We start from the raw sequence: 25,490 nt of genomic DNA on the forward strand, positions 1-25,490 counted from the left end.
TTTATCTCGTTTGGTTCAGGAAGGGCTTCAGTTTAAGAAGCCGCGACCTATAATAAAAAACGGGTTATGGGGGAAAATCCCCCGGAAATGGCACAGGAGGGAGAGGTGGCGATAGTCTATTCATTTGCCCAGCTGGAGGCGTTTACCGCGGTGGCAGAGCACGGCAGCCTGATGAAGGCGGCCATTAAGCTCGGTAAAGACCGTACGACCCTGCGCGATCTGATCGATTTTCTTGAGGACGGGCTGGGGTATGCCCTGTTCCTGCGCGAGGGACGCAGCGTGCGCTTAACGCCTGAAGGGGAACAGCTCCAGCGACAGGCGCACCTGCTGATGCGCCAGGTGAAAGCCTTTGAGGCCTTTGCCACAGCGGTACCGGAAAGCGCGACGCAGGACATTGCCCTTGCTTATGATCCGTTCACTCCCCGGGCTTTTCTGCAGGCGCTGATTGCAGAGATGGCGGCACAAAAAATACGCCTGAGCCTGACCAGCGCGTCGCGTGACGAGGCGGAAGCCCTGCTGGCGAGCGGAGAGGCGGATTTAGGTATCTGCCAGGCGCGCAACCGCAGCGTGGGTAATGAGATGGAGTGGCGGGCTTTAGGAGCCATCGACATGGATTTTTACGCCGCAGACGTGCTTTTTGCGAAGGTTGCCACGCCGGTTTCGCTGCTCGATCTCTCTCTGGTTCCGCAGGTGGTTATGCATGCCGCGTCAGATGAACCGGTTGCCCGTCGTCTGCAAATTGCCGGGCATACCCTTTTTACTAATGAAATTGAGATGCTGCGCGGCCTGCTGGAGCAGGGTTGTGGCTGGGGCTTTTTGCCGACCCACCTTCATGCGACGCAGTGGAAGAACGTAAAAAGGCTGCCCACCGAAGTGGGCAGCCAGGGGATTAGTCAGACGATGGTCACTATCTGGAAGCCGGGCAGCGACAAGCGTGAGCGGATCAATCACATGTTGTCGCGGCTGCCGGCACTCTGGAAACACTCAGCGCTGTGAACACCCCTGGCACTGTTTGTTCTGGATCTGCTGGAAGAAGTCGTTACCTTTGTCATCCACCAGGATAAACGCCGGGAAGTTCTCCACTTCGATTTTCCAGATGGCTTCCATTCCCAGTTCCGGGTACGCCACGCACTCCAGGCTCTTGATGCTGTTTTGCGCCAGCACCGCCGCCGGGCCACCGATGCTGCCCAGGTAGAAACCGCCGTGTTTGTGGCAGGCATCCGTCACCTGCTGGCTGCGGTTGCCTTTGGCCAGCATGATCATGCTCGCACCGTGGGATTGCAGTAAATCCACATACGAGTCCATGCGGCCTGCAGTAGTTGGGCCGAGGGAGCCGGAGGCATAGCCTTCCGGGGTTTTTGCCGGGCCCGCGTAGTAAATCGGATGATCTTTAACGTACTGCGGCAGTTCCTCGCCGTTATCGAGCAGCTCTTTCAGCTTCGCGTGGGCGATATCACGCGCCACAATGATGGTACCGTTCAGCGACAGACGGGTAGAGACCGGGTGCGCGGAGAGCTGCGCCAGGATCTCGTTCATCGGCTTGTTGAGGTTGATGCTGACCACGTCGCCTTCGCCCTGCTGGCGCAGCGATTCAGGAATGTACTGGCCCGGATTGTGTTCCAGTTTTTCAATCCAGATCCCGTCGCGGTTGATTTTCGCCTTGATGTTACGGTCGGCGGAACAGGAGACACCCATGCCGATTGGGCAGGAGGCACCGTGGCGCGGCAGGCGGATCACGCGGATATCGTGAGCGAAGTATTTACCACCAAACTGCGCACCCAGACCCAGGTTCTGCGCTTCCTGGAGCAGTTCCTGTTCGAGCTGAACATCGCGGAACGCCTGGCCATGTTCGTTCCCCTCGGTGGGCAAGGCGTCGTAGTAGCGGGTGGAGGCCAGCTTCACCGTTTTCAGCGTCGCTTCTGCGGAGGTTCCGCCAATCACGAAGGCAATATGGTAAGGCGGACAGGCCGCGGTACCCAGGGTACGCATTTTCTCCACCAGATAGTTTTTCAGCTTCGCCGGGGTGATCAGCGCTTTGGTTTCCTGATAGAGGTAGGTTTTGTTGGCTGAACCGCCGCCTTTCGCCATGCAGAGGAATTTGTACTCGTCGCCGTCGACGCTGTAGAGGTCGATCTGCGCAGGCAGGTTGGTGCCGGTGTTCACCTCTTTATACATATCCAGCGCAGCGTTCTGGGAGTAGCGCAGGTTGTCTTCGATGTAAGTGTTGTACACCCCCTGACTCAGCGCTGCTTCATCGCCACCGCCGGTCCAGACGCGCTGGCCTTTTTTACCCATGATGATCGCTGTACCGGTATCCTGGCAGGTTGGCAGCACGCCTTTAGCGGCGATTTCAGAGTTACGCAGGAACTGCAGGGCAACGTACTTATCGTTCTGGCTCGCTTCCGGATCGTTAAGAATGGCGGCGACCTGTTTCTGATGGGAAGGACGCAGCATAAACGCAGCATCGTGGAACGCCTGCTGCGCCAGCAGCGTCAGCGCCTCTGGCTCGACTTTCAGGACTTCCTGACCGTCGAACTCAGCAACGGAGACGTGCTCTTTGGTCAGCAGATAGTATTCGGTGTCGTCATGGGAAAGCGGGAAGGGGTTCTGGTAGTAAAACGGTTTGTTTGACATAGCGTATTGCTCCACAAAAATAAAACCGCCGGAGGAGAAGTCCGGCGGTCAGGAATCAGAACATCATGGACATCCACGGATAACCAATCAGCAGCAGGGCCGCCAGGAAGATGGCACCGAAGATAGTGCCCAGGCGCCAGTAGTCTTTGGTTGGCAGGTAGCCACTACCGTAGTAAATCGGGCTTGGGCCAGTACCGTACGGGGTGATGATCCCCATCACACCCAGCGAGGTCACCATCAGCAGGACGAACACTTCCATATTCATGCCCGGAATGGTGGAGGCGATGGTCAGCATCGCCGGCAGCAGCGCGGTGGTGTGCGCGGTGGTGCTGGCAAACAGGTAGTGCAGCAGATAGAACGCCAGCAGCAGCACGATGGTGGCGACGCCCGGAGAGATACCGCTCATTAACAGGCCGCCTTCTTTACCCAGCCAGCTGATAAAGCCGGTAGAGGAGAGGCCATCCGCCAGCGCAACCAGGGTGGCGAACCAGACGAAGGTGTTCCACGCGGCTTTATTGCCGGTGATATCGTTCCACTCCAGCACGCCTGTCCACAGCATCAGACCCACAATCAGCAGGGCTGCCATCGCCGGTTCAATCCACGCGGCGGCGAAGATCCACATCAGCAGCGCACAGCACACGAACACCAGCAGCAGAATTTCATTGCGGGACAGTTTGCCCAGTTTTTCCAGCTCACGGGTTGCCCACAGCGGTACTTCATTATTCACTTTGACTTCTGGTGGGTAGAACCAGTAGGCCAGCAGCGGCATGGTCAGAATCAGCAGGATGCCCAGCGGCAGGAAGGCGAGGAACCAGGTACCCCAGGAGATATCAATCCCTACCGTGCTTTTCACCAGCGCCAGTGCCAGCAGGTTCGGCGCAAGGGCGGAGAGGAACATCGAACTGGTGATACAGGCCGCGGTGATCGCCACCCACATCAGGTACGAACCAATTTTACGCGCGCTGGGGTCGTTTGGTTTTGAACCATACAGCGGCGGCAGGTTAGCGATGATCGGGTAGATGGTCCCGCCGCTACGTGCGGTGTTGGACGGCGTAAACGGTGCCAGCAGCAGGTCCGCGAAGGTGATGGCGTAACCGAGCGTCAGGCTGCGACGGCCGAGATATTTCACCAGAATCAGCGCCAGACGGCGGCCGAAGCGGGTTTTGTCATAGCCAGCGGCGAACATGAAGGCACCGAAGATCAGCCACACGGTCGAGTTACCAAACCCGCTGACCGCCCATTTAAACGAGGCACCCGCCAGCTTGAATTTCGGGTCGGCCAGCTGTTCAGGGCTGAACAGCACCCACTGACTGCACAGCGCAATCGCCACCACGCCGGTCAAACCGATCACCGCACCCGGCAGCGGTTCAAAGATTAAGCCGAAGATCACGCCGACAAAGATAGCGAAGTAGTGCCACGCGTAAGGCGGCAGTCCTTCCGGTACCGGAACAAACAGCAGCAGGACGGCGACGATGACGGGCAATGCCATCATCAGCAGTCGTTTTGCTTTCCCATTTGATGCCTGGTTCGCCACAGGGGGCGTTACAGCAGTTTTTGTATTCATAGTTTCACGTCTTAAGTTGTCAAAAATTCGGTCGCACTGAAAAACAAAATTGCTTTCTTAAGTTTCTTTGCTTTTTTTAGTTATTTAAGGTGCTGTTTTGTATTTTCAGTAATAGCGATTTAACGCATTTTTGTTTGCGCTAAATTAAAAATTGATGATGTTTTTATATTGCGCTTTTGGATGCCATAACTATTGATCGGGATCAAAAAAAGAGAATTGCAGCGTTATTTTTGTGCTTTTATTAATAACCACTCTGGCGTATGTGGGTATTACGTATATTATGGATTGAATTTATCAATTTTTTAACAATTCAGTATTTTGCTGTTTTTTATGTTGTTGATTTATAATGACTACACCTCCTAATGGTGAAGTGGTTTTACCATTCCTAATTTAACGAAGTTTAAATTATTGTGAATAGCTGAATTACAATCGCTAACACCAATGTGTTATTTGTGTTATCGCAGGGATTAAATAGTTTTTTAACTAACGTAATAACTTTAGAAACTAAAAAAATCATTATATTAATATCATGACATCGGCAAATAACGACGAAATAAAAAATCAATCCGATACCGAATTCTTAATTTTTAAAGTTTGGAGTTTCAATTATGAGCACTAACGAACGTATTCTGAGCCCCTTCACATTACCGAATGGCACTGAACTGAAAAACCGTTTGTTAATGGCCCCCATGACCACCTGTACCGGCTATTACGACGGCACGGTCACCAGCGAGCTGGTGGAGTACTATCGGGCCCGTTCCGGCAGCATTGGTACCATTATCGTTGAATGCTGCTTTATCGATGACCTCGGCCTTGCGTTCCCCGGCGCGATTGGTATCGACAACGACGAGAAAATCGCCGGACTGGCGAAAATCGCGGACGCCATTAAATCCAAAGGCTCGAAAGCCCTGCTGCAGATCTACCACGGCGGCCGTATGGTCGATCCGAAACTGATCGGTGGCCGCACGCCGGTTGGCCCAAGCGCCGTTGCCGCGCCGCGCGACGGGGCTGCTACGCCGGTTGCCCTGACCGGCGAAGAAGTGGAAGGCATGATCGGCAAGTTTGGTGAAGCCGTTCGCCGTGCCATCCAGGCCGGTTTCGACGGGGTTGAAATTCACGGGGCCAACACTTACCTGATTCAGCAGTTCTACTCCCCGAACTCAAACCAGCGCGACGACGAGTGGGGCGGCAGCCGCGATAACCGGGCTAAATTCCCGCTGGCGGTGCTGGATATCACGCACAAAATGGTGCGTCAGTACGCGGACGACGCGTTCATTATTGGCTACCGTTTCTCCCCTGAAGAGCTGGAAGTCCCGGGCATCCGCTTTGAAGACACCATGTACCTGCTGGAAAAACTGGCGGCGCGCGGTGTGGATTATCTGCATTTCTCCGTGGGGGCGACCCTGCGTCCTTCGATTGTTGATACGCAGGACCCAACCCCGCTCATCGAAAAATATTGCGCCATGCGTTCTGATACCCTGGCTCAGGTTCCGGTGATGGGGGTCGGCGGCGTGGTGAATGCCGCGGACGTCAATGAGGCGCTGGATCATGGTTATGACCTGATCGCCGTGGGTCGCGCGACTATCGCTTACCCGGACTGGACCGACCGGATCGCGGCAGGTGAAAACCTGGAGCTGTTTATGGACAGCACCAAACGCGAAGAACTGAGCATTCCTGAACCGCTGTGGCGCTTCTCGCTGGTGGAAGCGATGATCCGCGACATGAGCATGGGCGAATCAAAATTCAAACCGGGCATGTTCACTGAAAAGGTGCAGGACGATGTTAACGAGCTGGTGATCAACGTCAGCCTGGAAACCGATCGCATCGCCGATATTGCGCTGGCGTCTGGCCCGAGCGAAGACGTTGAGTTTGTCACCAGCTTTGAAGAGATCCGTACCCGTATTCTGGATGCCAACACCCCGCACGTGGATGCCATCACGGGTGCAACCAGCCAGAGTGAAGCGGTGAAAAAAGCCGTCTCTAAAGCGATGCTCAAATCCAGTAAAGCGCTGGCGGCAGAAGAGGGCGCTGACCCGAACGCGACCCGCAGTGTGGATGTGGTGGTCGTTGGTAGCGGCGGTGCCGGTCTGGCCGCAGCCATTCAGGCCCACGATGAAGGCGCGAGCGTGCTGATCGTTGAGAAGATGCCAACCATCGGCGGTAACACCATCAAAGCTTCTGCCGGGATGAATGCCGCCGAGACGCGCTTCCAGCGGGTGAAAGGGATCCAGGACAGCAAAGAGCTGTTCTACCAGGAGAGCCTGAAAGGGGGCGGTAACAAGAACAACCCGGAACTGCTGCGCCGCTTCGTGGAGAATGCGCCACAGGCGATTGAATGGCTGGCAACTCGCGGCATTATGCTGAATGACATCACCACCACCGGTGGGATGAGCATTGACCGTACGCACCGTCCAAAAGACGGTTCCGCGGTAGGCGGCTATCTGATCAGCGGCCTGGTGCGTAACGTCAACAAACGCAACATTGAGGTGATGCTCGATACGTCCGTCAGCGACATTCTGTTCGAAAACGGCGAAGTGACCGGCGTGCGTCTGACCACAGAAGAGAACGAAACCCTCACCGTGACCACCAAAAGCGTGATTGTCGCCACCGGTGGTTTCAGTGCCAACAGCCAGATGGTGGTGAAATACCGCCCTGACCTGGAAGGTTTTGTCACCACCAACCACAAAGGGGCAACAGGCGGCGGTATCGCGCTGCTGGAACGCATCGGTGCCGGTACGGTTGATATGGGTGAGATCCAGATCCACCCAACCGTTGAGCAGAAAACCTCGTACCTGATTTCTGAATCCATTCGTGGGGGCGGGGCGATTCTGGTCAACCAGCAGGGGAACCGTTTCTTCAATGAGATGGAAACCCGCGATAAAGTCTCGGCGTCAATCATCGCGTTGCCGGAGAAATACGCGTATATCGTCTTTGACGAGCATGTTCGTGCCAAAAACAAAGCCGCGGATGAGTACATCGCCAAAGGCTTTGTGACCAGCGCCAGCTCGCCAAAAGCCCTGGCCGAAGCGCTGGGCATGGATTACCACGCTTTCCTGGCGACCCTGGAACGCTACAACGGTTTCGTTGAAAAACAGCACGATGACGATTTTGGCCGTACCACCGCGCTGCGTGCGCCTATCAACGAAGGGCCGTTCTACGCCATTCAGATTGCGCCGGGCGTACACCACACCATGGGCGGTGTGACCATCAACACCGAAACCTGCGTGCTGGACAGCAACCACAACGTGCTGGCTGGGGCGTTTGCGGCCGGTGAAGTGGTCGGTGGGATCCACGGCGGTAACCGTATCGGCGGTAACGCGGTGGCAGATATCATTATTTTTGGTACGCTTGCAGGACATCAGGCGGCTATGCGTTCGAAAAAGCAGTAAGACCCCTGTGTTGTATGCCGGAGACGCGCAGCGTTATCCGGCATTTTCCCCGGCGGCGCGGTGCTTGCCGGGGCTACATCTGAGGACTCATGCTATGCCTGATGACCATCGCGTTTACAGTTATTCCGCCGTCCTGATGGGATCGCCCATCCTCCTCAAACTCTTTTCCCATGACGAAGCCCTCGCGTCCCGCGTATTTCGCCTGATCAAACAGTACGAAGACCTGCTTACCGTTAACCGTGCGCATTCGCAGGTGATGGATATCAACCATGCGGCCGGTCAGCATCCGGTTGCCGTCAGCCGTCCGGTGTTTGAGCTGATTCGCTGCGCGAAAGCGGCAAGCGTGCTTAAAGACAGCGCGTTTAACCTGGCCATCGGCCCGCTGGTGAAACGCTGGAAAATTGGCTTTCGCGGCGACAGCGTGCCGCCAGCGGATGAGATCGCCGCGTTGCTGGCGATTACCCGTCCTGAGGATGTGGTGCTGGACGAGGCCAGCAGTAGCGTGTTTTTAACCCGAAAAGGGATGGAGATTGACCTAGGGGCCATCGCCAAAGGCTATATCGCCGACAGGGTGCGGGATTACCTGCGTAAAGAGGGTGCTGAACTCGGGCTGATCAACCTCGGCGGCAATATCCAGACGCTGGGCTCGCCGGAAGGGGGCTGGAGCGTGGGGCTGAAAAAGCCGTTTGCCGGTGATGCGCTGATCGGCGCAATGACGGTAGAGAATCGCTCCGTGGTGACGTCGGGAACCTATGAGCGCTACTTTGAACAAAACGGCAAACGCTATCACCATATCCTGGACCCGCGCACCGGGTATCCTCTGGATAACGAACTGGACAGCGTGACCATCATTTCAAACGATTCTATCGACGGGGATATCTGGACCACGCTGATGTACGGTATGGGCGTGGAGAAGGGCTGCGCGGTGCTGCGCTCGCGCCCTGATATTGAAGCGATCTTCGTGACCAAAACAAAAGAAGTGGTGCTCTCTTCAGCGCACCACTTCCGCTTTACCTTGTTGGATAACAGCTATCGCGTTACTGACAGTACTGTTTGAGCAGGCCTGTCTGCTCGGGCTGGAGACGGTAACGATACACCGGACGCCCGGTGGCACCGTAATGAATGCTGGTGAACAGGATATTGATTTGCGCCAGCCAGATCAGATACTTGCGGCAGGAGACGCGCGAGATATTGACTGCACTGGCGAGGTCATCGGTGGAAAACTCGGTCTCCGGGTGGGCGTCAATCCACTGGCAGATGGTGCGCAGCGTCTGCGGCGTTAACCCCTTTGGTAGCTTTTTGCTGTCTGCCAGCTCCGGCGCCCCGCCGTGGATCAGCCTGTCGACGTCCGCCTGCTCATAATACTGGTGCGACCCCATCAGGTTGTGCTTTGCCTTCCAGCCGTTCAGGGCCTCTTCAAAGCGCGGGAACTGGAACGGTTTAATCAGATAATCCACCACGCCGTAATGGATAGAGGTCTGGATGGTTGCGGCGTCGGCGGCCGAAGAGATCATGATGACATCGATTGGGCGACCAGAGGCTCGGATCACCGGCAGCAGATCCAGCCCGTTATCCTGCTGCATGTAGACATCCAGCAGCACCAGATCGACCGGCTGGGCAGGGTTGTTAATAATGGCCTCGGCCTGGTTCAGCGTGGAGGCGACGCCGCAGCAGCTAAAGCCATCAACACGGTTGACGTACAGACGGTTGAGGTCGGCTACCATGGCGTCATCATCGACAATTAATACATTTATCACGCGATATTCCTCTCGCTATCCCAGGGGATGTGAACAAAAAATTGGGTAAATACGCCAGGTTCAGATTCGACGGTGATGTCACCGCCCAGGTTCTGAATTTGCTGGCGGGCAAGGAACAGCCCAACGCCCCGGTTTTCACCTTTTGTTGAGAAGCCTTTAGTAAAAATAGTCTCCAGCTGCGCGGGATCAATTCCCGGGCCGTCATCGCTGACTTCACAGCTGAGCCAGCCATTCTGATAGTGCAGCAGCAGGCTGATTTCGCCTTCCGGCTGGCCTTCCATCGCGTCCAGTGCGTTTTCAATTAAGTTACCGAGTACGGTGACCAGCACCGCGACCTGCTCTTCGTTGGCGGTATCCGGTATCTGGCACTCATCCGCCAGGGTGAGGGTGATCCCCGCTTCTTTCGCCCGGTTGATTTTACCCAGCAGGAACCCGGCAATTACCGGGGATTTCACCTTGCTCTGGATAGCGCCGATGTCCGTCTGATAATTATGTGCCGTCTGCAGAATGTACTCTTCCAGCTTGTCGTAGCGCTTGATATGCAGCAGGCCCAGGATCACGTGCAGTTTGTTCATAAACTCGTGCGTGTGGGCGCGCAGGGCGTCGACGTAATTCACCATGCCGTCGATACGCTGCATCAGCTGGCTGATTTCGGTTTTGTCGCGGAAGGTGGTGATAGCCCCGATCACCCGCTCCTGGCTTTTCACCGGCACCATGTTGCACAGCAGCAGCCGCCCGTTGCAGCTGATCTCCTGATCCTGGCGTGCGATGCCCGTCTTCGACACCTCGCGCAGGCTGGCCAGCAGGGGCGCACTGGCGTTTTCGGTCTGCTTGCCGGAGGGCAGGAGCAGTATCTCTCTGGCGGTGTGGTTAATCATCGTCACGCGGCCATGAATATCGACCGCTAACACCCCTTCACGCAGCGACTGCAGCATCGCCTGACGCTGTTCGAACAGCGCGGAGATTTCGTACGGCTCCAGCCCGAACAGGATGCGTTTCAGAACGCGAACCAGCCCCCAGATCGCCATAGAGCTCATAAAGATACTGAACAAAATGGTCCAGACGGCGTTCAGTCGCCCGCGGGCGATCTGGTCTTCCACTTTTTTAAGCGAGATGCCGACCACCACCACGCCGATCTGCTCGTGCTGGCTGTCATACACGGGCGTAAATACGCGAAGGGCTTCCGCGAGCGCGCCCCGGTTAACGGAGACGTTCTCCTTACCTTCCAGCGCCGGGTTCAGATCGTCGCCGATAAAATGCAGCCCCAGCAGCGCCTCGTTCGGGTGAGAATAGCGGATCCCGCGCATATCGGTCACCACGGTGAACAGCAGATCGTTTCGTTTCGTCACTGCCTGGGCGATAGGCTGAATAATATTTTCCTGCGGTGCCTGCATCAGGCCGCGCTGTATCTCGGGGCTGTCGGCGAGGGTGCGGGCAATGCCGAGTGCGGTGTCTTTGACATCATCGCGGGTTGCCCGGGTGATCTGCACCGAATAGAGCGCAAAGACCACCAGGAGCACTGAACCGATGATCGCGCACACCATCAACGTGACCAGCGTGTTCAGTTTCATGGGGCGCTTGCGCGTCTGGGGGAAAGGCTGCAAATCGCTCATCAACACTCCGCGATGAAGAAGAAAGGGTAATTATCGCCGATGACGCGCTTTTCTTAAAGCTATGTAAAAGCATGCATTTGGTCCGCTTTTCGTGACCCTCCTCGCATGTCATCCATATAAAACACTTTATAGTGTGTGGGTACTCATAATAAGGAGGCTGTTTATGAGCATTATGCTTACCGGTTCGGTCAAGGAAAGACGGCACGCCAGCACGATGAATATCGATAGATTGTCCACGCTGGACATGCTGAAAGTCATTCACCAGGATGATGCACTTATCTCCGCTGCAATCACCCCTTTTTTACCCATTATTGCCCGTGTGGTGGATAACGCCGCCGCGACCCTGAGCCACGGGGGGCGTCTGGTCATGGTTGGCGCGGGGCCGTCCGGCTGTGTGGCAAAACAGGCGGCGGATGAGTATGCCCCGGGTAAAACCCCGGTGATTGCCATCACGGCGGGCGACGAGGCGACAAGCTACGAGCGCGGCGTTGCCGACCTGCAGGCGATTAACTTTGGCGAGCACGATATGATGCTGGCGGTCACCGTCAGCGGAAAAACGCCGTGGGTGTGGGGGGCCATGCGGCATGCGTGGTCGCTCGGTTCACCGGTGGCGGTGATTACCGATAATGCGCAAAGCGAAGCGGCGCAGCTGGCGAGTATGGTGATTGCGCCAGAGCTGGGACCGGATGTGGTGGCCGGCTATCTGAATACCAAAGCGGCCATCGCGCAAAAGATGATCCTCTCTATGGTGACCACCGGGCTGGCCGTCCGCACCGGGCGGGTTTACAGCAACCTGCGCGTGGATCTGGAGGCGAGCAGCACCCAGTGGACCGAACGGCAAATCGCGATTGTGATGGAAGCGGGGGGATGCACCCGCGCGGTGGCGAAAGCCGCGCTGGCGAGCTGTAACCATAACTGCAAAACGGCGGTGCTGATGGTGCTGACCGGGCTGGATGCCTGGAAAGCGCATGAATTGCTTGCGCAGAATAACGGGTTTATTCGGGTGGCGTTGCAGGAAGCGCCGTAATACAGCGCGCAGGAATAAAAAAAGGCCGCGATAGCGGCCTTTGGTGTTTTGGGGGATTAGAACTGGTAAACAATACCCATCGCGAACTGATCGTCAGTTGCGTTGCCAGTGATGGCACCGTCTTCTTCGTCCAGCAGGTTAAATTTATAGGCAGTATAAACGTTCATGTTTTTATTGAAGTAGTACCAGGTACCAAGTTCGATGTAATTTACACGATCAGCGTTGACACCTTCGTAACCATCTCGTGCACCGAAGTCTTTGGCTTGAGAATAAACATAGCCAAGGGATGGACGCAGGCCAAAATCAAATTGATATTGAACTACAGCTTCAACGTTCTGGGTTTTATTAGCAAAGCCGTGGTTGGAACCTGCTTTAGTCATATTACGTGTTTCGCCATACATTACAGCGGCGTAAACGCTATTTGCATCATATTTTGCAGACAGTGCCCATACTTCAGCATTGTCGCCATAATGATCAGCTGTTTGTTCATCGGTACGATCGGATTTACCGTAGACACCCACGAAACCAAAGCCATCAAGGTTATAATTTACAGACATGCTGTAACCATCGCCGTTTGCTTTGAAAAGATCACGGTCGTCATTTTTACCCTGATACTGAACAGCAAAGTTAAGACCTTCAAGCATACCGAAGAAATCGGTGTTACGGTAGGTCGCAACGCCATTGGTACGCTGAGTCATAAAGTTATCCGTGGCAGCCCAGGAATCACCACCCCATTCAACCAGCATATCGGTGTACGCCGCGCCGTCATAAGCTACGCCATAGTTTCGGCCATAATCGAATGAACCGTAATCCGCATATTTCAGACCAGAGAAAGCCAGACGCGTGCTCTCATCCTGTTTACCTTCAGGCTGGCTTGCATCAATATTGTATTCAAACTGGCCATAACCGGTCAGTTGGCTATTAATTTGCGTTTCGCCTTTTACGCCAAAACGGGCATATGACGTATCTTCATTTTCACTGTTGCTTTCATCAGTGTTGGACCAGATGCGTTCGCCAACCATCTTTCCGTAGAAATCGACTTTATTACCGCCTTTATTGTAAATCTCAGCGGCATTTGCTACGCCAGCCATTAATAACGCGGGTACAAGAATAGCCAATACTTTTCTTTTCATTATATATTCCCTTTAGAGATAATTTATATGAATATATGTAATCACGCTCCGTAACTACAGCGTCGATACTATTCCAAGAGAGGGGATTTAAGTTCAATAATAAATGTAATTAAATAGGTAAAAATATTACCAAATATTTCTAAATGTCGCTTTATTTTTCTTGTGAATTATAATTTGAAATATATATTGGTTAATTATTGTTAAGTATTTTTCGTGATTATTTTATAAGTTCTATTATTAACCTTAATTATATTTCTGCGTACTAAACACTCGCCAGTTATCTTCTTCTGCAAACTTGCACAAGATCAACTTAACGCAAACTGCGTGTCAGAAACCTTCACACAGCACAGGGTTTAATGCCAAAATGTGACAATTATCACAAAATCAGTGTAAGCATGTGCAAACGGTACTGCGGTGACCGTGGAGTCAAAGATGGAACGAAAAATCGAACGCAGCCTGGGAGGCAAACTGGCCCTGTGGGTGTTCTACGCTTTTTGCGGTTACTTTGTCTGGGCGATGGCGCGGTACGTTTGGGTTATCAGTAAGATACCGTCGCTGCCGAATACGGCAGTGGAAGGGGATTTGGGGTCAACCAGCGGCAAATGGCTTGGGGCATTGCTGGGGTTTCTGGTGCTGGGCACGGTCGGCCTGATCCTGGGCGCGATTGCGTGGTACACCCGTCCCCGTCAGGACAACCCGTGATAGCGGCGGGGAAAGTTGCTATCGTAGCCATTTTGACGACAGGACGTGATGATGGAACTTACGCAGTGGCAGCATCGATTTGAGCGCTGGCTCGGGGAAAACCACACAACCGACGACACCGCGCATGATATTTCGCACTTTCGTCGTGTCTGGATGACGGCACAAAAAATCATGGCCAACCAGGCGGTGGAGCCACTGGTGATCCTGGCCGCATGCTATTTCCACGATATTGTCAGCCTGCCGAAAAACCATCCTGAGCGCAGCCAGTCATCGCAGCTGGCGGCGCGTAAAACGCGTGACATTTTGCACCGCGATTTCCCGGACTTCCCCGCAGCGCATTATGCCGCCGTGGCGCATGCCATTGAGGCGCACAGCTTCAGCGCCAGTATTGCGCCGCAGAGTCTGGAAGCCAAAATTGTGCAGGACGCTGACCGGCTTGAAGCGTTAGGGGCGATTGGCCTGGCGCGGGTGTTTGCCGTTTCGGGGGCGCTGGGCGTGCCGCTTTTTGACGCAGTTGATCCCTTTGCCGACACGCGAACCCTTGATGACCGGGCGTTTGCCCTCGACCATTTTCAGACCAAGCTGCTGCGCTTGCCTGATACAATGCAAACAGAGATGGGGCGCGAGCTGGCACGCCACAACGCCGATTTTCTCATCCAGTTTATGGCAAAACTGAGTGCCGAACTACAGGGTGACTGCCTGGGGCTGGATAGCCAGGTACTGAGCCGCTTCCGTCGCAGTTTGCACGAATGAACTGTGGTAATCTGTTTCCAGTCTTTATTGTCCGGTTAAAAGAATGCAGGAAAATCGATCTGTGAGTGAGCCCGCGCCAGAGCAGGCTGTGAAATCAACGGCTTCGGTGCAGGCGCTGCTGCGCCAGTTGCTGGATATCTACGATGCTAAAACCCTGGCAAACCAGCTGGTGGCGCACGGTGAGGGCCACTGGAGTCCGGCAATCATTAAGAGACTTATCACCAGCGAGCGGGCAGGGCATCGCCTGAGCGACGGCGAGTTTCGTTATCTGCAAACGTTGCTTCCGCGTCCTTCCGCCGCGCATCCCCATTATGCCTTCCGCTTTATCGATCTGTTTGCCGGTATCGGAGGGATTCGACACGGGTTTGAAGCCATCGGCGGTCAGTGCGTGTTTACCAGCGAGTGGAACAAACATGCGGTCCGCACCTATAAAGCCAACTGGTATTGTGACCCCGATGCGCATCGGTTCAACGCCGATATCCGCGATGTTACGCTGAGCCACAAAAGCGGCGTGAGCGATGAAGAGGCCGCAGAACATATTCGCCAGAACATTCCGGCACATGACGTGCTGCTGGCGGGCTTTCCGTGTCAGCCATTTTCCCTCGCTGGCGTATCGAAGAAAAATGCCCTCGGACGCGCGCACGGTTTTGCCTGCGATACCCAGGGAACGCTGTTTTTTGATGTGGTCCGCATTATCGATGCCCGCCGTCCGGCCATTTTTGTGCTGGAAAACGTCAAAAATTTAAAGAGCCATGACGGCGGCAAAACCTTCCGCATTATCATGCAGACACTGGATGAGCTGGGCTACGACGTGGCGGATTCAGAGGACACGGGCGCCGATGATCCGAAAATCATTGATGGTAAACACTTCCTGCCCCAGCACCGGGAACGTATTGTGCTGGTCGGGTTCCGCCGCGATCTCAATCTGAAAGGCGATTTTACCCTGCGCGATATTCCGTCGTTGTATCCGGCGCGCCGTCCGTCCGTGGCCGATCTTCTTGAGCCCGCGGTGGACGCGAAATTTATCCTGACGCCAGTGCTCTGGAAGTACCTCTATCGCTATGCCAAAAAACATCAGGCAAAAGGCAACGGTTTTGGTTTTGGCATGGTCAACCCGAACGATCCGCACTGTGTGACCCGCACCCTGTCCGCGCGCTATTACAAAGACGGTGCAGAGATCCTGATCGACCGGGGCTGGGATAAGGCGTTAGGTGAGAAAGATTTCGACAACCCTGAAAACCAGCGCCATCGTCCACGTCGCTTAACCCCACGCGAATGCGCGCGGTTAATGGGGTTTGAGACGCCGCAGGGTTACAGCTTCCGCATTCCGGTCTCTGATACCCAGGCGTACCGACAGTTTGGCAACTCCGTGGTGGTTCCCGCCTTTGCGGCAGTGGCAAAACTGTTGGCTTCACGCATTCAACAGGCGGTTGCCCTGCGCCAGAGTGAGGCCGTCAATGACGGATGTGCACAATAGGGCGACGCGCAGTAAAAACATGCGTGCCATCGGCACGCGTGATACGGTGATTGAGAAACGCCTGGCCGCGTTACTGACCGAAGCGGGTTTTGACTTTCGGGTGCAGGATGCCTCACTTGCCGGGCGTCCTGATTTCGTTATCGACGCCTATGGGTGCATTATCTTTACCCACGGCTGCTTCTGGCACCGGCACAATTGTTACCTGTTCAAAGTCCCGGCCACGCGCACCGATTTCTGGCTGGAGAAGATTGGCAAGAACGTCCTGCGTGACCAGCGCGATATCACCACGCTGGTCGAACAGGGATGGCGGGTGCTGGTGGTGTGGGAATGTGCGCTACGCGGCAGACTGAAACTGAACGATCGGGATCTGAGCGACCGGCTGGAAGAGTGGATCTGCGGCGGCGGTCAGACCGCGCAGATCGACACTCAGGGCATTCATCCGTTTACGGTTTCTCCACCTGACACGGCACCCCCTCAGGCTTAGCGGGCAGCAGGTATTTCCCCAGCGTTACCAGCACCACGGCAAACACAATCACGCCCAACGCCAGCCATTCAACCGGCGAAAGCACTTCACCGCCCAGACCCGTGCCAAGCAGTACCGCCACAACCGGGTTAACGTAGGCATAGCTGGTGGCGACCGCCGGAGAGACGTTGCGGATCAGGAACATGTACGCATTAATCGCGATGATGGAGCCAAACAGCGCCAGGTAACCCACGGCCAGGAAGCCGGACAGATCCGGCATGGCCGTCAGTGTTTCCCCCGTCAGCGTGGAGGCAATCAGCAGCACAATGCCTGCGGCAAGCATCTCAATGGCACCCGCCATCATGCCGGACGGCAGCTCAATACGTGACCCGTACACCGAGCCAAACGCCCAACTGATGGAGCCGATGAGAATAATCACGGCGCCCCACGGGTTACCGCTCAGGTTGCCGCCGCTGTTGAGCAGAATGATGCCGGCAAGTCCAATCCCAATCCCCAGCCATTCCAGCTTGCGGGTGCGGATGCCGAAAAGACGACTAAAGCAGAGCGTAAACAGTGGGACGGTGGCAACCACCACTGCGGCGATCCCGGAGGGCACGTTCTGGTGCTCTGCGACGGTGACAAAGCCGTTGCCGACGGCCAGCAGCAGCAGGCCAATCAGGGCGGCATTAAGCAGCGGGCGCAGCGGAGGGAGCTTATGCCCGCGTAACAGCAGGAAGGCCATCAGCAGGATGCCTGCCGAGAGAAAACGAACCCCCGCCATCATCAGCGGGGGCCAGCTTTCCACCCCGATGCGAATGACAAAGTAAGTTGATCCCCAGATGATATACAGCGAAAAGAGCGCTCCGATGAGCGGTAGTAGTTGCCGAAAACGCATAGTCCCTCACGACGAAATAAAAAGTTCGCTCATAGTAAACGCCAAAACTACCAGGCTGGCGAGCCCTTTAATTGTGTAGTTGCTGTGAAATTTTTGTTGACGTGATGTACCTGTTTCCGGGTGTTCGGTTTTGTTCCATACTATTCACTTAATTAGCAAAAAAAGAAGGATAGTGATTTTGGCGGGAAGTAGCTTATTAACATTGCTGGATGATATTGCCACGTTGCTGGACGACATTTCCGTAATGGGAAAACTGGCGGCGAAGAAAACAGCAGGGGTTCTGGGGGATGATTTATCGCTGAATGCCCAGCAGGTGAGTGGCGTACGGGCTAACCGCGAGTTACCGGTGGTATGGGGCGTGGCGAAAGGCTCATTCCTCAACAAGGTGATTCTGGTACCGCTGGCGCTGTTGATCAGCGCCTTTATTCCCTGGGCGATTACGCCGTTGCTGATGATTGGTGGCGCATTTTTATGCTTCGAAGGGGTAGAGAAAGTGCTGCACTCCTTCGCGGCGAGTAAGAAGAATGACACGCCAGAAGTGCGTCAGCAGCGTCTGGAAGCGCTGGCTGCACAGGATCCAAAAACCTTCGAACGCGATAAAATCAAGGGCGCCATTCGTACCGACTTTATTCTGTCGGCGGAGATCGTGGCCATTACCCTGGGGATCGTGTCTGACTCGCCGCTGCTGAATCAGGTGCTGATCCTCTCCGGGATCGCCATTCTGGTGACGGTAGGGGTTTACGGTCTGGTAGGGCTTATCGTCAAACTGGATGATATCGGCTTCTGGCTGGAGGCGAAATCGAGCGCGATAGCTAAAGGTATCGGTAAAAGCCTGCTGGTGCTTGCGCCATGGTTGATGAAGAGTCTGTCTGTCGTGGGGACGCTGGCGATGTTCCTTGTCGGCGGTGGGATTGTGGTACACGGTATTGCGCCGCTGCACCATGCGATAGAACATTTTGCGGCAGAGCAGGGTGCCGTGGTGGCGGCCATTCTGCCCACGCTGCTTAATCTGGTGCTGGGCTTTATTGTGGGGGCTATTGTGGTAGCTGCCGTGAAGCTGGTTGAAAAAATGCGCGGAACGGCGCACTAATTGTTACCTGCGCCAGGATGCAAAAAGGTCATTCCTCGTCTAAATTGAAACAGTTTCACCCTGATACAGGAGGCAGGTATGGTCTTTTTGGTCAGTGATGAAGTTAAGCCTAAGAAGGGCGGCCCACGTATGATTGTCACCGGGTATTCCAGCGGAATGGTGGAATGCCGGTGGCATGACGGTTACAGCATCAAGCGGGAAGCGTTTCGTGAAGATGAGCTTCAACCAGGTGACGGGCGGCAACAGCGTGATAAGGCTTAATCACTTAACGCCCGGCCTTGCCGGGCGTTTTTATATCAAGTATCAGGTGTAAGGAAGCGATCAGGGAGTATGTGTGCAGCGTGATACCTTTGTTGTAAGACGGTCTTTTCTGCAATGGCTGCATAAGCGTAGCAATCCGGGTGCGATTGTTAATCTCTGTTTTCTGGTGGTACTGGTTTTTTCGACTCTCCTCACCTGGCGAGAAGTGGTGGTGCTGGAAGATGCCTATATCTCAAGCCAGCGCAACCATCTGGAGACGGTGGCCACGTCGCTGGACAGACAGCTCCAGTTCAGCGTGGATAAGCTGCTGTTTTTCCGCCAGAGCATGCGCGATGCGCTCCAGACACCGCTGGCGTTTGATGTTCTGCGTGCTGCGGTGACACGCTTCAATGCAGATCGGACGCGTCCTTTCTGGCAGCTTGCCGTGGATACAAAACGCACGCTGCCCATCAACGGCGTTTCGGATGCTTTTGTTGAAAAAACCACGCTCCTCAATCGCGACAATGAACTTCTCGATAATGAAGTGTCTGCTGCGCTTGAAGTGGGGTATTTGCTCAGGCTGGCCTCGCCGGTCATGCGCAGCGAAGAGCGGGTAGTCTATGTCTCCCGGGCCGGGTTTTACCTCTCCACGGATACGCCTGCACAGAGCGCCGATATCATCCCGCGCTATTACCATCTGGTGACCCAGCCCTGGTTTACGCAGCAAACGGAACGTAACAACCGTGCGCGCGCGGTGCTGTGGTTTATCTCCACGCCGTCAACCTGGACCGGCAACGAACGCATGATCACCGCCAGCGTACCCATCTATTTTGACCATTACTGGTACGGCGTGGTGGCGATGGATTTTTCTCTCAATACCATGAAACGTCTGCTGGCCGATGCGACGGATGACCACGCGGAAGGGGAGTATCAGCTGTACGATACCCGGCTCAATATGATCGCCTCTTCTGAAGCATCCACGAGCGAGGCCAACCATTTTGATGAGCGTGAAACGGCGCAGATTGCCCATGCCATTGAGAGCGATACCGGCGGCGGGATCCGGCTTGGCAGCCGTTTTGTCAGCTGGGAGCGGCTCGATCATTTTGACGGGGTTGTCCTGCGGGTCCATACCCTGCATGAAGGCGTAAAAGGCGACTTCGGCAGCATCAGTATCGTGCTGGCGCTCCTGTGGGCGCTCTTCACCGCCATGCTGCTGATCTCCTGGCTGGTGATTCGCCGGATGGTCAGCAACATGTACACGCTCCAGCATTCGTTGCAGTGGCAGGCCTGGCACGATCCGCTCACCCGTCTGAATAACCGTGGGGCGCTGTTTGAGCGGGCAAAAGTGCTGGCGAAGCAATGTCAGGCACAGTCGCTGCCGTTATCGGTTATCCAGATCGATCTCGATTATTTTAAAAGCATCAACGACCGTTTCGGCCATCAGGCCGGAGATAAGGTGCTGTCCCATGCGGCGGGGCTGATTGCCAGCGCCCTGCGTAAGAACGACGTTGCCGGGCGCGTGGGCGGGGAAGAGTTTTGCGTGGTCCTGCCGGGTATCGGGCTGGCGGAGGCGAGAGCGGTGGCGGAACGCATTCGCTCACGCATCGACAGCAAAGAGATCCTGGTGAAAAAGAGCACGACGTTGCGTATCAGCGCGTCGATGGGGGTCAGCTGCGCGCAGGAGAAGGGAAATTACGACTTCGAACAACTGCAGTCGATTGCGGATGCCCGGCTGTATCTGGCCAAACAGCGCGGCCGCAACCAGGTGGTGTGGGACGATCAGGACAGGTAGTGATCCAGCCCTTCATGCCAGCCCGCCGGTCCTGCTTGCTGCGTGTGATACACCCGGGCAGGGTTATCGTCGCGCAGCGTGATGCCCTGGCGGTTAATGCCTTTGATCACCACCGCGAAGTCGACGCTGTCGAGCAGGGGCGCATCATTCGGGCCATCGCCCAGCCCAAGCGTTGTGGGCATCATGCCTTCCTGTTCGCGATACTGTGCAATCAGCCAGTTCACCGCCACGTCCTTACCGCAGCGGGCGTCCAGAATGTGCCAGAAGCGGGCACCCTGCAGGCATTTCAGACCGCGCTGCGCCAGCTCCTCTTCAAACTGCGCCATTTTCTCATCGGTGTCGCGCCAGATGAGCGTGACCGAGGCTTCATGTTTACGCGCAAGCGTCGAACGATAGCGGCTCAGCCCCGTCCACTCGCTGATAACCCGGTCATCCACATCGTCAAAAGTAGTGAATTTATACCCTGCCTGCAGGCGGATCTGTTCGATGAACGGGCGAATGTCACGGTGGGTCATTCCCCTGATCTGGCGCTGAGTCTTTTCCCATCGCACATCGGGTTGGATAACCGCGCCGTTCTCGGCAATGAAAGGTAAACCTTCCAGCCCCAGCTCCTGCTGGAGATCCAGCATCTCCGCCGCGGTTTTGCTGCTGCACAGGATGAGCGGTACCTGAAAATCCACCAGTTTATCCAGCCAGGGCATCGCCGGTTGCCACGCGTAGGTATGAATATCCAGCAACGAGCCATCAAGGTCGGAAAAAACCAGCAGCGTCTCCTGCAGTGAAGGCATAACGGCTCCTTATCGCAGATAACTCATTTTCTAAGAATATTCCTAAAAAATTAGGATTTCCGGAAGGGACGAAGTCGGAACCGATCCCGCCAAACCCGCATTCAGCGCACCTCGCTGCTCATAACAAAAATTCAGGTTTAAAAAACAGTATATTCGCCATGAGAATATATGCTTGTCAGCGAAAATCGTTGGGGATAGTGTGTTGAATACATCAGATTTCCTGGTGTAACGAATTTTCAAGTGCTTCTTGCATAAGCAAGTTTCATCCCGGCCATCCCCATGACCGGGATTTTTTTCGCCCTAACGATTCGCTTCAGACACGCTAAAGTCATGGATATCAAGCTCGAAGGCCTCGGCCAGTTCACGGTAGGTGTGATAATCCCTGCCGTTAACAATGACCCGGTCAGAATTATCATCCGTACGACGAACTTCTGACTCACTGATCTCATTGATGGCGGCCAGCAGGGCATCAACATCCACCTCGACCTCGCGTTTGATGGTGTCGCTGTACTCTTTGTCGGTCTTCATTACGGGGTCCTCATTCAACCGTGTCCAACGGTAAGTATAGACTGTACATACACGTCATCCTTCAAGCTGCTTCTGCGTTGGCTGCGTCTGCTCACCCCAGTCACTTACTTGAGTAAGCTCCTGGGGATTCTCAGACTTGCCGCCTTGATGCAACTTGAATGATTTAGTGTATAAAAACGCCATTCGCATCCGGTGGCGATGTGTGTTTTTACGTTTTGTTCTACACTGGCTCAAAACCACAGGAGGAACGTATGAAGGTCAACGATCGGGTCACTGTCAAAACGGATGGTGGGCCACGCCGCCCGGGGGTGGTGCTGGCAATTGAAGAGTTTAGTGAAGGCACAATGTACCTGGTATCACTGGAAGACTACCCGCTCGGCATCTGGTTCTTTAATGAACTGGGACATCCGGATGGCATCTTTGTGGAAAAAGCAGAGTAACAAGGCGTCGGGTGGCCGCTTGCGTGCCCGACAGCGCCCGTAAAAGCAAAAATCTCTGGCCAGGCCAGAGATCGTGTAGGGTACTCAAGGTCTCATGCAACTAACGCATATTGACGAAAATCCCGTTCGTCACATTATCGGTCAGGCGAACAACGTGGTAGATCACTTGCTTATTATGGGTTTTAATTTTCCTTTTAATATTTCCTTTATGTGACGAAACGGTTTTAGCTTTAATATTCATCTGGTCTGAGATTTGAATAGTTCCTTGCCCTGCCATCCACATTCGCAGCATACTTGATTCAGTTCTGCTTAATGATAGGGTGGGTAAGTTAACCGCGCCTACATTCTTAACTTCCTTATTCAAATAATCCCCCAGGATGTCATCCAGCGACTCTGGTTTTATCGATTTAGAACTGATCAATAAATTTTTACGAACCAACAAATACTCATCGAAATGGATATTTGCGATCGCCATAAAGACAATAAACAGGGTCTTAGGATGCTGATTAATGATTTGCTTAATGTGCTGACTGTTGGCTGGATCGTGTATGAAACAGTCCTCATTAATAAACACCACGCCTGGTTTGAGTTCATCACAAGCGGCTGCGAGCTCCTCAACGGTGTGTGCGTCGTTGATGTCTCTTTTTCTTACCCCTCTGCTTGCCAGGTACCCGGTTAACCCTAGCCGGGTGTAGCTGCATAAATCCATAATGATCGTTGACATGGCATACCCTCACTCAATGCGTAACGATAATTCACCATCTGCCTGAGAGCTCATAAACAGCCATACGGGATGGAAAAAATTAATAAACCTGTGAGCATGACAAAGACTTTCAGGCGGACTCACTATCCCGTAAAGTTACGTATAATTTGCCAGGAATCATCTTAAAGTAAAGTAAATATTAAGTATTGTGAGGTGGTTAGAAACAATTAAACCGCGTCAGATATATCCTGGAAGATGTTTTTCATGTTTTATTTTAGGAATATCCTCAGAAAGACAATATCAACTGTGGGGGCTATTATTTACGCGGTAGCTCGCTGACAATATCCGCTAACAGGTTGAATATCTCGCCGAATAAATGTTCACAGAAGGGAGCGATAAGGGGCATCAGCAATGACATTAATAAAATTCCGACCGTTAGCGTCAGCGGAAAACCAATGACGAACACCGACAGCTGCGGTGCCATACGGTTGAGTAACCCCAACGCCAGGTTAACGGTCAGGAGCAGGGTGATGATCGGCAGCGCCAGCATCAGCCCGTTAAGGAACACCAGCCCGGCGGCACGGGTCAGCGCCAGAAACGCGTTGCTGTTCACCGGATTTTCGCCAATCGGCAGCGTGTGGAAGGTATCCACCAGCAGGGAGATAAGCCACAGATGGCCGTTGAACGACAGGAAAAGCAGCATCGCCAGCATATCGATAATGCGCGCCAGCACCGGCATGTTGAGGTGGCTACCGGGGTCGACAAACGTGGCGAACGATAACCCCATCTGCAGGCCGATCAGTTCCCCGGCGGTGCGCACGGCGGCGAAGGCCAGCTGCATGGTAAAGCCAACCGCGACGCCAATCATCACCTGTTGCAACGCCACCCATACCGCATTGGCTGAGAAGATTGGAATATTCACCGGCGGCAGGGAAGGCGCAACGATGATGGTGATAATGATGCCCAGCCCCACCTTGACCCGCTTGGGAATCGCTTTTTCGCTCAGAATCGGGGCGGTGGTGATCAGTGCCAGAATGCGCAGCATGGGCCAGAAATAGACCCCAAGCCACTGAACCCACTGGTCGCTGGTAAAATGGAGCATCGTCGCGTCAGCCGATGATGTACGGCAGATTGGTAAACAGGTTGCGCATGTAGTCCAGCAGCAGATTCAGCATCCACGGCCCGGCAACAATGATTGCCACGAAAACGGCGATGATTTTCGGGATGAACGAGAGCGTCATTTCGTTAATCTGCGTGGCGGCCTGCAGGATACTGATAATCAGACCGGTCACCAGGGCAACAAGCAGCAGCGGCGCGGCAACGGCAATCGCGATTTTCATCGCTTCCGTGCCCATCATCATGACCGATTCTGGCGTCATTGCGCGCTCCTCAACTGTAGAAACTCTGCGCCAGCGAACTGACCAGCAGCTGCCAGCCGTCGACCAGCACAAAGAGCATGATCTTAAAGGGCAGGGCAATGGTGGCCGGCGGTACCATCATCATACCGAGCGCCATCAGCACGCTGGCGATCACCAGGTCGATAATCAGGAACGGGATAAAGATGGTAAAGCCAATCTGAAACGCGGTTTTCAGCTCGCTGGTGACGTAGGCAGGCAGCAGTATGCGCATAGGAACGGCCTCCGGACCCTGCAATTCCCCGGTATTGGAAAGGCGGGCAAAGAGAGCCAGATCCGCTTCGCGCGTCTGGCGCAGCATGAATTCACGCAGCGGCTGCGCGCCTTTCTCCAGCGCCTCCTGCATGGAGATTTTATCTTCACTGAACGGCTGGTAGGCGTCGGTATAAATCTTATCGATGACCGGCGACATGATAAAAAAGGTCAAAAACAGGGCCAGGCCCAGCAGCACCTGGTTCGGCGGGGCGGAAGGGGTACCCAGCGCATTTCGCAGCAGGCCAAAGACAATGATGATGCGGGTAAAGCTGGTCATCATCAGCAGGATCGCCGGAATAAAGGTCAGCGAGGTGATGAAGACCAGCGTCTGAACCGGGAGCGACCAGCTTTGTCCGCCGCCCGCCAGAGGGGTTGAAACCAGACCGGGCAGTTGCGCATAAACCGCAGGAGCAAACAGGCCAACGCCCGCGAGCGTCAGGGATAACAAACGGCGCATCAGGATCTCCCGGAACGCTTAAGCAAACTCTTCATGACGGACTGGAAATCCGCAGGGGCTTCTGCGCGCTCGTCACTGATAGCAGGGGCGGGCGGCAGTTTATGTAAAACGTTGACGTTAGACGCGGTGACGCCCAGCACCAGCCGCGCGTCCTCAACATCTACGATGACCACGCGCTCGCGTGGCCCCAGTGTTGTACTGGCGCTCACCTTCAGACCGCGCGTCCCGGCGGTTTTACCCGCCAGGCCAAAACGCTTCGCCAGCCAGGCGGCGATAAGAATAAAGGCAATAATACCGAGCAACGCGCCGCTCACCTGGAGCAGCGGTGAGCCGGGAACGGCAGAAGGTTGTGATACTGTTGCCTGGGTTTTCATT

General features: G+C 54.7%; 24 protein-coding genes and 1 pseudogene. 12 read left to right on the forward strand and 13 right to left on the reverse strand.

The window, feature by feature from the left end; translation table 11 throughout:
* Positions 1-87: 87 nt before the first annotated feature.
* A complete protein-coding gene (locus ACTJJI_RS09435; RefSeq protein ID WP_440653778.1) occupies positions 88-996 on the forward strand; it encodes a LysR family transcriptional regulator in 909 nt (302 codons plus the stop codon).
* Here the strand turns inward: ACTJJI_RS09435 and fumA are convergent.
* Together fumA and ACTJJI_RS09445 are read right to left on the reverse strand one after the other, a co-directional pair.
* A complete protein-coding gene (gene fumA / locus ACTJJI_RS09440) occupies positions 985-2,634 on the reverse strand; it encodes a class I fumarate hydratase FumA (RefSeq protein ID WP_014832500.1) in 1,650 nt (549 codons plus the stop codon). The genes ACTJJI_RS09435 and fumA overlap by 12 nt on opposite strands.
* 55 nt (positions 2,635-2,689) lie before the next feature.
* A complete protein-coding gene (locus tag ACTJJI_RS09445) occupies positions 2,690-4,198 on the reverse strand; it encodes an anion permease (RefSeq protein WP_440653780.1) in 1,509 nt (502 codons plus the stop codon).
* A gap of 608 nt (positions 4,199-4,806) precedes the next feature.
* On the opposite strand from ACTJJI_RS09445, the gene ACTJJI_RS09450 reads away from it, so the two are divergent.
* Both ACTJJI_RS09450 and ACTJJI_RS09455 read left to right on the forward strand, forming a co-directional pair.
* Positions 4,807-7,587: a flavocytochrome c gene (locus ACTJJI_RS09450; RefSeq protein WP_440653782.1), complete on the forward strand. Its 2,781-nt coding sequence runs from the start codon at positions 4,807-4,809 to the stop codon at positions 7,585-7,587.
* Between the two features lie 94 nt (positions 7,588-7,681).
* Positions 7,682-8,644: an FAD:protein FMN transferase gene (locus ACTJJI_RS09455; protein ID WP_248059777.1), complete on the forward strand. Its 963-nt coding sequence runs from the start codon at positions 7,682-7,684 to the stop codon at positions 8,642-8,644.
* Here the strand turns inward: ACTJJI_RS09455 and dcuR are convergent.
* On the reverse strand, positions 8,625-9,344 hold the full coding sequence (gene dcuR, locus ACTJJI_RS09460; protein ID WP_046888987.1) for a two-component system response regulator DcuR: 720 nt from the start codon (positions 9,342-9,344) through the stop codon (positions 8,625-8,627). The two genes, ACTJJI_RS09455 and dcuR, sit on opposite strands and share 20 nt — an antisense overlap.
* A complete protein-coding gene (locus tag ACTJJI_RS09465; RefSeq protein ID WP_046888988.1) occupies positions 9,341-10,957 on the reverse strand; it encodes a sensor histidine kinase in 1,617 nt (538 codons plus the stop codon). The genes dcuR and ACTJJI_RS09465 overlap by 4 nt, the downstream gene beginning before the upstream one ends.
* A gap of 163 nt (positions 10,958-11,120) precedes the next feature.
* On the opposite strand from ACTJJI_RS09465, the gene ACTJJI_RS09470 reads away from it, so the two are divergent.
* Positions 11,121-11,984, forward strand: coding sequence for an N-acetylmuramic acid 6-phosphate etherase (locus tag ACTJJI_RS09470; RefSeq protein WP_248062334.1), 864 nt, complete (start codon positions 11,121-11,123; stop codon positions 11,982-11,984).
* Between the two features lie 56 nt (positions 11,985-12,040).
* On the opposite strand, the gene ACTJJI_RS09475 is transcribed toward ACTJJI_RS09470, so the two are convergent.
* Entirely contained in the window at positions 12,041-13,117 is a 1,077-nt protein-coding gene (locus tag ACTJJI_RS09475) for a porin (RefSeq protein WP_440653786.1), read from the reverse strand.
* Between the two features lie 432 nt (positions 13,118-13,549).
* On the opposite strand from ACTJJI_RS09475, the gene drpB reads away from it, so the two are divergent.
* From drpB to ACTJJI_RS09495, 4 genes are all read left to right on the forward strand, one after another.
* Entirely contained in the window at positions 13,550-13,819 is a 270-nt protein-coding gene (gene drpB / locus ACTJJI_RS09480; protein WP_014832492.1) for a cell division protein DrpB, read from the forward strand.
* Between the two features lie 51 nt (positions 13,820-13,870).
* Complete coding sequence (locus tag ACTJJI_RS09485; protein WP_046888990.1) at positions 13,871-14,572, forward strand: phosphohydrolase; 702 nt, start codon at positions 13,871-13,873, stop codon at positions 14,570-14,572.
* 61 nt (positions 14,573-14,633) lie between these two features.
* The gene (locus tag ACTJJI_RS09490; protein WP_063425890.1) at positions 14,634-16,049 is read left to right on the forward strand and encodes a DNA cytosine methyltransferase; all 1,416 of its coding nucleotides are present in this window, start codon (positions 14,634-14,636) and stop codon (positions 16,047-16,049) included.
* The gene (locus ACTJJI_RS09495; protein WP_440653788.1) at positions 16,030-16,533 is read left to right on the forward strand and encodes a very short patch repair endonuclease; all 504 of its coding nucleotides are present in this window, start codon (positions 16,030-16,032) and stop codon (positions 16,531-16,533) included. Before ACTJJI_RS09490 ends, ACTJJI_RS09495 begins: the two co-directional genes overlap by 20 nt.
* On the opposite strand, the gene yedA is transcribed toward ACTJJI_RS09495, so the two are convergent.
* Positions 16,493-17,407, reverse strand: coding sequence for a drug/metabolite exporter YedA (gene yedA, locus ACTJJI_RS09500; RefSeq protein ID WP_014832488.1), 915 nt, complete (start codon positions 17,405-17,407; stop codon positions 16,493-16,495). The two genes, ACTJJI_RS09495 and yedA, sit on opposite strands and share 41 nt — an antisense overlap.
* A 172-nt stretch (positions 17,408-17,579) precedes the next feature.
* Between yedA and ACTJJI_RS09505 the strand changes: the two genes are divergently transcribed.
* The 3 genes from ACTJJI_RS09505 to dgcQ all read left to right on the forward strand — a co-directional run bounded on the left by ACTJJI_RS09505 (position 17,580) and on the right by dgcQ (position 20,529).
* Complete coding sequence (locus ACTJJI_RS09505) at positions 17,580-18,497, forward strand: DUF808 domain-containing protein (RefSeq protein ID WP_014832487.1); 918 nt, start codon at positions 17,580-17,582, stop codon at positions 18,495-18,497.
* Positions 18,498-18,575: 78 nt separating this feature from the next.
* A complete protein-coding gene (locus ACTJJI_RS09510) occupies positions 18,576-18,758 on the forward strand; it encodes a YodC family protein (protein ID WP_014832486.1) in 183 nt (60 codons plus the stop codon).
* Positions 18,759-18,831: 73 nt separating this feature from the next.
* Positions 18,832-20,529, forward strand: coding sequence for a cellulose biosynthesis regulator diguanylate cyclase DgcQ (gene dgcQ, locus ACTJJI_RS09515; protein ID WP_440653791.1), 1,698 nt, complete (start codon positions 18,832-18,834; stop codon positions 20,527-20,529).
* Here the strand turns inward: dgcQ and ACTJJI_RS09520 are convergent.
* A complete protein-coding gene (locus ACTJJI_RS09520) occupies positions 20,517-21,317 on the reverse strand; it encodes a mannosyl-3-phosphoglycerate phosphatase-related protein (protein WP_440653793.1) in 801 nt (266 codons plus the stop codon). The genes dgcQ and ACTJJI_RS09520 overlap by 13 nt on opposite strands.
* 300 nt (positions 21,318-21,617) lie before the next feature.
* Positions 21,618-21,845 carry a YodD family peroxide/acid resistance protein gene (yodD, locus tag ACTJJI_RS09525; protein ID WP_013097742.1) on the reverse strand — a complete coding sequence of 76 codons (228 nt, stop codon included), beginning with the start codon at positions 21,843-21,845 and terminating at the stop codon, positions 21,618-21,620.
* Positions 21,846-22,096: 251 nt separating this feature from the next.
* Between yodD and dsrB the strand changes: the two genes are divergently transcribed.
* On the forward strand, positions 22,097-22,285 hold the full coding sequence (gene dsrB, locus ACTJJI_RS09530) for a protein DsrB (protein WP_013097741.1): 189 nt from the start codon (positions 22,097-22,099) through the stop codon (positions 22,283-22,285).
* 100 nt (positions 22,286-22,385) lie between these two features.
* On the opposite strand, the gene rcsA is transcribed toward dsrB, so the two are convergent.
* From rcsA to fliO, 5 genes and pseudogenes are all read right to left on the reverse strand, one after another.
* A complete protein-coding gene (gene rcsA / locus ACTJJI_RS09535; protein ID WP_013097740.1) occupies positions 22,386-23,009 on the reverse strand; it encodes a transcriptional regulator RcsA in 624 nt (207 codons plus the stop codon).
* A 279-nt stretch (positions 23,010-23,288) separates the two neighbouring features.
* Positions 23,289-24,090 (reverse strand): annotated as a pseudogene (fliR, locus tag ACTJJI_RS09540) (flagellar biosynthetic protein FliR).
* Positions 24,091-24,097: 7 nt separating this feature from the next.
* Positions 24,098-24,367 carry a flagellar biosynthesis protein FliQ gene (gene fliQ / locus ACTJJI_RS09545; RefSeq protein ID WP_008500315.1) on the reverse strand — a complete coding sequence of 90 codons (270 nt, stop codon included), beginning with the start codon at positions 24,365-24,367 and terminating at the stop codon, positions 24,098-24,100.
* A gap of 10 nt (positions 24,368-24,377) precedes the next feature.
* A complete protein-coding gene (gene fliP, locus ACTJJI_RS09550) occupies positions 24,378-25,115 on the reverse strand; it encodes a flagellar type III secretion system pore protein FliP (RefSeq protein ID WP_013097738.1) in 738 nt (245 codons plus the stop codon).
* A complete protein-coding gene (fliO, locus tag ACTJJI_RS09555; RefSeq protein ID WP_013097737.1) occupies positions 25,115-25,489 on the reverse strand; it encodes a flagellar biosynthetic protein FliO in 375 nt (124 codons plus the stop codon). Before fliO ends, fliP begins: the two co-directional genes overlap by 1 nt.
* Position 25,490: the final 1 nt, after the last annotated feature.

Origin of the sequence: Enterobacter sp. 22466 (assembly GCF_052044775.1) — a bacterium.
Lineage (GTDB): Bacteria > Pseudomonadota > Gammaproteobacteria > Enterobacterales > Enterobacteriaceae > Enterobacter > Enterobacter dissolvens.

What these genes read in the sequence shown, in the direction of transcription:
- ACTJJI_RS09435 (WP_440653778.1), top strand. Translation starts at nt 88, where the DNA reads ATGGCACAGGAGGGAGAGGTGGCGATAGTCTATTCATTTGCCCAGCTG.
- fumA (WP_014832500.1), bottom strand. Translation starts at nt 2,634, where the DNA reads ATGTCAAACAAACCGTTTTACTACCAGAACCCCTTCCCGCTTTCCCAT.
- ACTJJI_RS09445 (WP_440653780.1), bottom strand. Translation starts at nt 4,198, where the DNA reads ATGAATACAAAAACTGCTGTAACGCCCCCTGTGGCGAACCAGGCATCA.
- ACTJJI_RS09450 (WP_440653782.1), top strand. Translation starts at nt 4,807, where the DNA reads ATGAGCACTAACGAACGTATTCTGAGCCCCTTCACATTACCGAATGGC.
- ACTJJI_RS09455 (WP_248059777.1), top strand. Translation starts at nt 7,682, where the DNA reads ATGCCTGATGACCATCGCGTTTACAGTTATTCCGCCGTCCTGATGGGA.
- ACTJJI_RS09465 (WP_046888988.1), bottom strand. Translation starts at nt 10,957, where the DNA reads ATGAGCGATTTGCAGCCTTTCCCCCAGACGCGCAAGCGCCCCATGAAA.
- ACTJJI_RS09470 (WP_248062334.1), top strand. Translation starts at nt 11,121, where the DNA reads ATGAGCATTATGCTTACCGGTTCGGTCAAGGAAAGACGGCACGCCAGC.
- ACTJJI_RS09475 (WP_440653786.1), bottom strand. Translation starts at nt 13,117, where the DNA reads ATGAAAAGAAAAGTATTGGCTATTCTTGTACCCGCGTTATTAATGGCT.
- drpB (WP_014832492.1), top strand. Translation starts at nt 13,550, where the DNA reads ATGGAACGAAAAATCGAACGCAGCCTGGGAGGCAAACTGGCCCTGTGG.
- ACTJJI_RS09485 (WP_046888990.1), top strand. Translation starts at nt 13,871, where the DNA reads ATGGAACTTACGCAGTGGCAGCATCGATTTGAGCGCTGGCTCGGGGAA.
- ACTJJI_RS09495 (WP_440653788.1), top strand. Translation starts at nt 16,030, where the DNA reads ATGACGGATGTGCACAATAGGGCGACGCGCAGTAAAAACATGCGTGCC.
- yedA (WP_014832488.1), bottom strand. Translation starts at nt 17,407, where the DNA reads ATGCGTTTTCGGCAACTACTACCGCTCATCGGAGCGCTCTTTTCGCTG.
- ACTJJI_RS09510 (WP_014832486.1), top strand. Translation starts at nt 18,576, where the DNA reads ATGGTCTTTTTGGTCAGTGATGAAGTTAAGCCTAAGAAGGGCGGCCCA.
- ACTJJI_RS09520 (WP_440653793.1), bottom strand. Translation starts at nt 21,317, where the DNA reads ATGCCTTCACTGCAGGAGACGCTGCTGGTTTTTTCCGACCTTGATGGC.
- yodD (WP_013097742.1), bottom strand. Translation starts at nt 21,845, where the DNA reads ATGAAGACCGACAAAGAGTACAGCGACACCATCAAACGCGAGGTCGAG.
- dsrB (WP_013097741.1), top strand. Translation starts at nt 22,097, where the DNA reads ATGAAGGTCAACGATCGGGTCACTGTCAAAACGGATGGTGGGCCACGC.
- rcsA (WP_013097740.1), bottom strand. Translation starts at nt 23,009, where the DNA reads ATGTCAACGATCATTATGGATTTATGCAGCTACACCCGGCTAGGGTTA.
- fliQ (WP_008500315.1), bottom strand. Translation starts at nt 24,367, where the DNA reads ATGACGCCAGAATCGGTCATGATGATGGGCACGGAAGCGATGAAAATC.
- fliP (WP_013097738.1), bottom strand. Translation starts at nt 25,115, where the DNA reads ATGCGCCGTTTGTTATCCCTGACGCTCGCGGGCGTTGGCCTGTTTGCT.
- fliO (WP_013097737.1), bottom strand. Translation starts at nt 25,489, where the DNA reads ATGAAAACCCAGGCAACAGTATCACAACCTTCTGCCGTTCCCGGCTCA.